At 66.5% G+C, this 7,583-nt stretch carries 8 protein-coding genes and 4 pseudogenes; 5 read left to right on the plus strand and 7 right to left on the minus strand.

The window, feature by feature from the left end:
• Positions 1 to 114: 114 nt before the first annotated feature.
• From G3I40_RS15310 to G3I40_RS15320, 3 genes and pseudogenes are all read right to left on the minus strand, one after another.
• Positions 115 to 201, minus strand: a pseudogene (locus G3I40_RS15310) (transcriptional regulator); the annotation flags it as partial.
• Positions 202 to 1,140, minus strand: coding sequence for a hypothetical protein (locus G3I40_RS15315; protein WP_164302719.1), 939 nt, complete (start codon positions 1,138 to 1,140; stop codon positions 202 to 204).
• 90 nt (positions 1,141 to 1,230) lie between these two features.
• A pseudogene (locus G3I40_RS15320) lies at positions 1,231 to 1,656 on the minus strand (transposase family protein); the annotation flags it as partial.
• 507 nt (positions 1,657 to 2,163) lie between these two features.
• Here G3I40_RS15320 and G3I40_RS15325 point away from each other — a divergent pair.
• The gene (locus tag G3I40_RS15325) at positions 2,164 to 2,526 is read left to right on the plus strand and encodes a hypothetical protein (RefSeq protein ID WP_164302720.1); all 363 of its coding nucleotides are present in this window, start codon (positions 2,164 to 2,166) and stop codon (positions 2,524 to 2,526) included.
• Positions 2,527 to 2,627: 101 nt separating this feature from the next.
• Here G3I40_RS15325 and G3I40_RS15330 read toward each other — a convergent pair.
• Positions 2,628 to 2,924, minus strand: a pseudogene (locus tag G3I40_RS15330) (transposase); the annotation flags it as partial.
• Between the two features lie 324 nt (positions 2,925 to 3,248).
• Here G3I40_RS15330 and G3I40_RS15335 point away from each other — a divergent pair.
• The 3 genes from G3I40_RS15335 (at position 3,249) to G3I40_RS15345 (ending at position 4,708) form a co-directional block, all read left to right on the plus strand.
• Positions 3,249 to 3,839, plus strand: a complete 591-nt coding sequence (locus G3I40_RS15335) for a hypothetical protein (RefSeq protein WP_164302721.1) — start codon at positions 3,249 to 3,251, stop codon at positions 3,837 to 3,839.
• A gap of 147 nt (positions 3,840 to 3,986) precedes the next feature.
• Positions 3,987 to 4,130: a hypothetical protein gene (locus tag G3I40_RS15340; RefSeq protein ID WP_203644118.1), complete on the plus strand. Its 144-nt coding sequence runs from the start codon at positions 3,987 to 3,989 to the stop codon at positions 4,128 to 4,130.
• Positions 4,131 to 4,219: 89 nt separating this feature from the next.
• The gene (locus tag G3I40_RS15345; protein WP_343244936.1) at positions 4,220 to 4,708 is read left to right on the plus strand and encodes an NAD(P)-binding domain-containing protein; all 489 of its coding nucleotides are present in this window, start codon (positions 4,220 to 4,222) and stop codon (positions 4,706 to 4,708) included.
• 423 nt (positions 4,709 to 5,131) lie between these two features.
• Here the strand turns inward: G3I40_RS15345 and G3I40_RS15350 are convergent, their stop codons facing one another.
• The gene (locus G3I40_RS15350; RefSeq protein ID WP_164302722.1) at positions 5,132 to 5,722 is read right to left on the minus strand and encodes a pyridoxamine 5'-phosphate oxidase family protein; all 591 of its coding nucleotides are present in this window, start codon (positions 5,720 to 5,722) and stop codon (positions 5,132 to 5,134) included.
• A 480-nt stretch (positions 5,723 to 6,202) separates the two neighbouring features.
• Here G3I40_RS15350 and G3I40_RS15355 point away from each other — a divergent pair, with 480 nt between their 5' ends.
• The gene (locus G3I40_RS15355) at positions 6,203 to 6,406 is read left to right on the plus strand and encodes a hypothetical protein (RefSeq protein ID WP_164302723.1); all 204 of its coding nucleotides are present in this window, start codon (positions 6,203 to 6,205) and stop codon (positions 6,404 to 6,406) included.
• 198 nt (positions 6,407 to 6,604) lie between these two features.
• On the opposite strand, the pseudogene G3I40_RS15360 reads toward G3I40_RS15355, so the two are convergent.
• Both G3I40_RS15360 and G3I40_RS15365 read right to left on the minus strand, forming a co-directional pair.
• A pseudogene (locus G3I40_RS15360) lies at positions 6,605 to 7,068 on the minus strand (transposase family protein); the annotation flags it as partial.
• A gap of 9 nt (positions 7,069 to 7,077) precedes the next feature.
• Positions 7,078 to 7,583 (minus strand): transposase family protein (locus tag G3I40_RS15365; protein ID WP_164302724.1); only part of this gene is annotated, 506 nt, incomplete at its 5' end.

Raw genomic sequence — 7,583 nt, forward strand, 5'->3', positions numbered from 1 at the left:
GCGTTGAGACCAGCGAGCGCGCGTTCCTCCTTCCTCGGGAGCAAGCTCACCGTGAGGGCCCGGAGCCCCCCTCGAACCGGCGGCAACGGTGCACACCCCGGGCCCTCACACACCCAGGATGTCGAGCTGGCGGGCCGCGGCCTCATCGCCCTTGATGCCGCGGGCGCCGAACTTCCCGAACTCCATATTGCCCGCGGGCACTTACCTCCCCTTCCCGGGGTGCGGGACCTTGTCGAGAACGGCGGGTGCGGCGGGCAGTGCCTGGACCGCGGCGTCCTTCGCCGCGACGAGAGCGGCGGTGAACCGGTCGGCAACAACCTTGGCCTGCTCAGACAGCGCTCCCACCTCGGCCGTCGCCAGGTCGGCGCGGGCGGTCGAGGCGAGAAAGTCCAGCACGTCGGCGCCGTCCTTCTCCAGTTGCTTCATCTGCTGCAGTTCCCGCAGACGAGCGTCAGCCTCCGCCGTCTGCGCCGCGTACGTCTCCAGCGCCTCCACCTGCACCTCGATGGCAGCCAGGCCCGTCTTCAGCGCCGCCCGGCGGGCGTCCAGGGGCGCCTGGGCGTGCTCGCCCTCCGCCGTGTCGGGAGTCTCCTCGACGAGGCCGCTGTAGCGGTCCAGGGAGCGGGCCACCTCCCAGACCTGCGCGGGGAGCTGGAGCTCGGCGCGCTGGCGGTCGACCAGGTCGCGTTCGTGGACCTCGGAGTCGAGGACCTTCAGAGCAGCGCTGCGTGCACGGTGGAGGAGGTCGGCGGCCTCGTCGGTGAGCTGGGAGGGCAGCACGAAGCGGTCGCGTACGGCGCGCACCTCGCCCCACTGCCGGGAGGCGCTGCTATCGGCCATGGTCGACACTGCGGTGTACGCGACGGCGAGACCGGCGGCCGGCCACAGCAGAATCCCGAGGAGTTCGGCCGGGAGGTTGAACAGGTAGTGCAGGGCGGCGGTGCTGCTCGCCGGGTCGGCGCAGGCTGTCTTGTCGGCCAGGGTGTCCAGGAGCAGCCAGATCACGATCGCCATGCCCAGTGGCAGCCCGGGGCGCACCAGGTAGGGGGCGAGGTGCGACAGGGCGGACGGGCTCGTACGGTCGCTGTCGCCGAAGTACGCCAGGTCATCCGGAGACGTGTTGGCCAGGAACTTCCGCATGCCATCGGGGAGTTCGGGGACCGGTGCGTCGGGCCTCGGCCGTACTGCGGGTCAGTGTGCTGCATGAGGTGGGGGCTCCGGAACTGAGGTCGAGGGCACCAGCCACAAAATCTCCCCGGCCGGGCCCGTGACGACCTGCCCGTTCACGCCGTGCCGCTTGTGTTTCGCCGAGTAGTCCGCCTTGCCGTCACCAACGCGGTCGCACTCGGCGAGCGTGCCGTCCAGGAGAACGAAGTCCGGATCGTGCACGCGCAGCGTCTTGAGCAGGCCCGGTGCCTGCTCGGCGAGTAGGTCGGTGACCGATGCGACGTAGGAGTGGGCGGTGCCGACGGATATCCCGAAAGCTGCGGCGATTCGGGCGAGGGTTTCGTGGCGGCGCAGGTACACGAGTGCGACCAGTGCACGGCGGTGCGGCGGGCGTTTGCACCGCCGGTCCCCCTCGCGGGTGACGATGAGCATCGTGACCCGCTCGACCAGGGCGTGAGGCAGGTCGAGTGCGGCAGGATAGGGAACCAACAGGGCTCCTGTACTGCTGAGTTGAGACGTAGAACCCCTCCCTCAACGGCACGGGAGCCCTGTCCGTTGCGTACCTCAACGTCACGCCGTCCCGTCACCCGATCAGTAGCCACGCTGACAACGCTCAGTGATGCGTCATTGCTCCTGGTGGACACGGGTGATCCTGGTCGAGAACCCGTCTACCAGGAGCTTTGCCGTTGTGTAGGACTGTCCAACTCGCGGTCAGCGCCGCCAGTTTGGAGGAGGCGCTCGGTCAATCAGATCAATAACATGGGACTTATCTGACGATACTAAAAGAATCATTGTTCACGAACGAGATACCGGGCACCGTGGGGGGCACTCCAAGATCCGCAGAAGCCAATGCAGACGCAATCCGACGTTCAGAGCTGCCACGCCCATCAAAGCACCGGCGAGGTCGGGTCGAGATGCATACGTCCTTAAGGTGGCTTCCGCGATGAAGGGGCAGCGCACATTCCAAATCCACGAACAGCAAGAAAGGTGCCCGCTGTGAATACCATCAACGCAAGGTCAGGCATGACGGCCGCGCTTCTGGCCGCGTCTATAGCCCTCTTTGTCAGCCCGTCGGCCGTTGCCGCGCCGACCGAGACTCAGACCGCATCGACAGTGCTGGGTGCCACAGCCTACACGTGCGAATTCTCTGGCACCGCAGTCCACACAAAGGAGCCCACCCCCGTCCACACGGGGCCTTACGGAGATGCTCCAGTCACGAGCACGATCCACGCAGGCTTTCTCGTTCACACCTATTATCGGTGCATCAACAAATACGGCAACATCTGGTACGAGCTCACGGGGTCCATTGACAATGGAACCCCGAACGCCAGGTTCATCTACAGCGGATATGTGAAGTAGCTGAGCATCCCTCCATCCGAAATGGGTCTGTACGGCGAGTGGTGTAAGGGACTGTAAAAAGAACGGCCCTGTCTCGCATTCGGTGGTGACGGAGGGTGCTGCTATCCGAGGAGGATGCGGTGGCGGAGGAGGGTGAAGCCTGCTCGTCCGTGCATCTGGCGGGCGATCCGTTTGGTCTTGGTGTTGACGCCCTCGGCGAGGCCGTTGCTGTACGGAAACGTGAACGTCGCGATCACAGCGTCGCGGTCTCGCTCCAGACCCCGGGCAAAGGCGTGCAGATGTGGCAGTTCGGCAGCACGGACCTGGGTGATCCAGAGCTCGAGCGCGTCGGCATTTCCTGGGTGAGGCTTCAGGAGCTGAGCGAAGCTCCGGATATGAATGGCCAGTTGGGTCATCTCTCAACGACGGACCGGCGCCCGCGGCGGGCGACGTCGACTCCCCCGGCTCTGCCCAGTTCGACTCCTACGCCTCGGGCGAGCCGCGCGAGGACGAGGAGGCGTACGCGTCCGAGCGGCTGGCTGACCACGACCCCGGCGACGAGGTCTACGCGCTGCGCGAGCTCGCGGTGTGCGCGTCCAACCTCGGCGCGAGGCTGCCTCCGTGCTGTCACGGAAGAACGTGACGGCCGCCATGCGCTCCGCCCTCGAATCGAGGTAGCCACCCGACCAGCGGATTGGTCATACCGGGAACCGGTATTCCAATACCGGATGTCAGGAGGACCCGTGACCGCGACGGCGACCAGCGTCATAGCGTCCATGGCCGATGCCGCCTGGGCGAAGTTCGACGGCTACAACATGCGCCTGGGCACCAACGGTCGGGGCACCCACGCCGTGAGCGCCGGCCACTGGAAGGGCCTGCGCGTCCCCCGCCCCGCCTGCGGCACCCGCGAGTGGGGGCCGGTCACCTGCCACCGGCCCGGATGCCGTGAGCTGCGAGGCTCCACCGGCTCGGAGGCCGCCTACCAGCGCGAGTACGCATGGCTGACCATGCGGATCATGTACCCCACCGGACAGATCCAGCCTCGCGTCCCCCTCGCCGAGTGCGTAGCCGACGCGGTTCGCACCGGGGCCGGGGCAGCCCGCGGAGGCAGCATTGCCGCCGGCGGCGTCGGCATCGTGTCCATGATCGGCGGGATCTCCCTGTTCCTGCTCGGGATCCTGCTGTGCATGACGATCATCGGCATCCCTGTGATCGCGACGGCGACAGCGATGATCGGCGCCGGCGCGGCCATGCGTTCCACACACACGTCGCTGCGCCGGGTGTCGGTGTGGGCGGATCAGACCGGCCGCCTGGTCGTGAAGGATGTCGCCTGATCCTCAGGCCACCTTGAACAAGGTGGTGCCCTGCGGCCCTTGTCGCACCGTCGTGATGCCCGGGACGTGCGAGAACAGCTGTACCTGTGCGGGCGTTGCCAGGATCCAGCGCACCCGGTAGTGCGTCAGGACCTGCTGACGGTACCCGTGATCGACCCCGACGCCTACCCGACAATGGCCGCCCTGCTGCCGCTGCAGGCCGGATTCGGGTCAGAGGCCGAGTTCGACCGAATCCTCGACACCCTCCTCGCGGGCATCAAGGACCAGGCCGCCCGCACGGCGGCATCGTGAATGGACTTGCTGTGGGGAGCACAGGCATCGCGCACCCGGACCTTGGACACATAGGGACCATCGGCGTCGGCAAGCTCGGGCGGGCCTTCGTGACACGCTTGTGCGCGTACGTCGAGAATCCGCCAGCCGTCCTACTCTCGCCGCGGGGCGCACGCGCATCCGCGGAGCTGTCGAGGCGCTTCGCGAACGTGCGGGTCTGCGCCGACAATCAGGAGGTCTTGGACCACGCCTCGATGGTGATCGTCGCCGTCCACCCCCAGGACCGCGTCGCAGCCCTCACCGGGCTGCGGCTGCCCGACGCCAGGGAGGTAGTCAGCGCCATGGCGGGCGTCGCCATCGACGGGGCGCGCACGCTGCTCGGCACGCGAGCGCCTGTGGTGCGCGTGATCCCGCTGCCCGCCGTGCGCGAGCGGGGTTCCGTCGCCGTGACCTGCCCCAGGCATTCCGGCGTCGACACCGTCTTCGAGCGACCCGGCGGAGTACTGCCCGTGCCCGACGAAGCGACGCTCGACGTCTTCCAAACGCTGACCTCCACGCTCAGCACGCACTACCGGTACCTGACGACGTTCACCGAATAGGCAGCCCGGCAGGGCGTCTCACCCGGGGACGCGGTCCGGTACATCCGGGGTCTGTTCCGGGCCGTCGGACGCTCGCTCGGCGACGAGGCACGCACGGTGCCGCAGCTCGCGGACAACCGCGAGACGCCGAATAGTACGAACGAACGCATTCGCACCATCTGGTTCAATGCGGACAACGCGCGTCCCTGACGCGGGCGCTTAACGGCCTCCTGAGGGACCCCGGAAAGCTTGAGATCGTCCGTGAGGGCGCCGGGCGGATGCTGGCCGCCGCGCTCGCCACGGTCTTCAAGCTGATCGAGTCCGCCCAGGCCCGCTGGCGCGCGGTGAACGCACCCCGCCTCGTCGAACGAGAGGAGACTCTGGTGGCATAACGTCCTTCCGGACGGATCCGCCGTGGCGTCCGCCCCAGCGGCTGGGCTTATGTTAATTGCGCGGAAGGGGTGGCAGCGGCAGCGGCAACCCCGGCAGGCCGTCGATGCTGGTCGCGATGTGCTCTTTCTTCTGGAAGTACACGTCGAGGGACTCATCGGACTCGCGCGCGAAACGCGACGCGTGTAGCGAGCGGTCATCGCCATAGGTCATGAACGGGACCGCGTACCCGCAGGTGTCGCGGATCTTCTCAGCGGTCACGACAATGATCGCGCGCAGGCCGTGCAGGGTCGGGTCGATGCCCGGGAAGTACGCCATCAGCTCCGCCCAACGCGCATCGTCGCGGAAGACCGGCTCTCCGCGGCCGTGCACGCGCACGATGTTGGGCGGACCGTCGAAAGCGCACCACATCAGGGTGATGCGGCCGTTCTCGCGCAGATGGGCGATCGTCTCGGCATTACTGCCGGCGAAATCGAGGTAGGCCACGGTGAGTTCGTCGAGCACGGCGAACGAGTCGTTCACGCCTTTGGGTGAAAGATTGACGGTACCGTCGCCGTCCAGCGGCGCCGTCGCGGTGAAGAAGATGTGTTGTGCTTCGATGAAGGTACGCAGTCTGCCGTCTATCCGCTCGTAGCTCTTTCCCATATGCCGATTATGGCGGGACGGTGATCTCTCCCACGCGGCAGGGGCAGGGATCTTTCGTCAAGGGGGCCGTCCACCGCCAGCCCAGAACAAGAACAAGAACAGCCAGACAGCGTGAGCGGCGCCTCGTACTTGATCCACAGGTCTTGACAATTGCTCCCCTGCGGGATATAGGCGCCCCAAGCCGGCCCACTTGCAGGTGGCTTGAAGTCGGTCGGTCCTAGCGGCTGGCGCCCAGGCTGTCAGTGCGCGTCGTTACTGTCCACAAGATGGTCGGGGAGGGCACGTGAGCCACAAGCCACGCCACTACTACAACGCCACCATCGCGGCTCTGATGAATCTGGCACGGGGGGGGGCTGCCACTGGCCCGGCTGCGGCATTCCCACTATCCGTCTGGTTGATGGCGCCCCCAGGCTCAACCTGGAGATCGCTCATATCCGGGCCGTCGAGGAAGTCGGCAAGCGCTTCGACGCGGGCTGGTCGGTGAAGGAACGCAACAGCTTCGACAACCTGAACCTGCTGTGCAATCCGCACCACGAGGAGATCGATGGCACCGACAGTGACGCATACCCCGTCGAATTGCTGGTGGAGTTGAAGTTTGCCCGCGAGACGGACGGACTGGATGCCCTGGCGGGCCTGGGCGACCTCACCAAGGCAGACGTCAGCGAGATGATCGCAACGGTCTAGAACGAAGTCCTCCACCGTGTCGGCCCCGCCCTCGAAGAGTTCGCCAAGACCCCCTGAACTCTCCTCCCTGCTCAAGACCCTGCTTGACGAACTGGCCGACCCGCGGGTCTATGGCTTCGGGATCTCCGAGTACGGAATCGCCATGCTCCACGAGCCCTCGCAGACCCTCGCTAGAGGTTGTCCCGTATGGGGTGGGACTTATTCGGTGAGGGGCATGTGGTGCAGGCGTGCATGCCGAGGATGGCTTCGTGCACGCCATCGCCCTTGAGGCGGCAGCCCCTCAGGATCTTCCAGTTCTTGAGGCGGGACAGGGCATGCTCCCCGCGGGCGCGGGCCTTGCGATGGACCGTGTTCTCGGCTTCCTGCTCTGTGCTCAGAACTTCCTGACCGCGTCGTCTGCGGTGGAGGAATGAGCAGGCCAGCACCTTGGTAGCCGCCGTCAGCGATCACAGGAACGCCGCGGCAGGCAAGGTCGACACCCGACTCGGCAAAGGCCCGGCAGTCGTTGCGATTGCCGGGCAGTGGATCGCCGACGGCCACGACCAGGCGGCTGTTGGCGTCGATGACGACCCGCAGGGTCGTTGAGTGCCGGTAGTTTGTGTTGAGGCCGCCACGCTGAGGTCCCGGGCGGGGACCAGGGCGCCGTCGACGATGTAGACAGTGAACCCTTTTCATCCTGCTGCTGAGCTGGCCTGATGCAGGACTACGACGGCCTGGACGGTGGCGGTGATGCGGGTGGTCGAGCACCGGAGTTTGCGCAGGAGTCGCCAGGTTTTGAGGGTAGCCATGGCTCGCTCGACGAGGGCCCGGATCTTGGCTTGAGAGCGGTTCACAGCCTGTTGACCTGCTGAGAGTGTGCTCCACCGGCCGCGAAAGGGAACCCGAATCGTGCGCCGGGCTCCCTGGTAGCCCTTGTCAGCCCAGCAGGTGATGCCTGCCTGATCGAGAGCGTCGACGATGCCGTGTTCACGGGCCGCGCGCACATCGTGGACTGCGCCAGGTAATGCCGGCGAAGCCCACAGCAGTTCACCGAACGGACCCGCGATGACCTGCACGTTTATGCCGTGCCTGTGGTGCTTCCCCGAGTAGAACGGGCGGTCGGCGGCAATCCGGTCGATGGCCAAGAGTGTCCCGTCGAGCAGCACGTACGCCTTCATCGACGCCGCCCGGACTGCCT

Origin of the sequence: Streptomyces sp. SID14478 (genome assembly GCF_010548525.1) — a bacterium.
GTDB lineage: Bacteria > Actinomycetota > Actinomycetes > Streptomycetales > Streptomycetaceae > Streptomyces.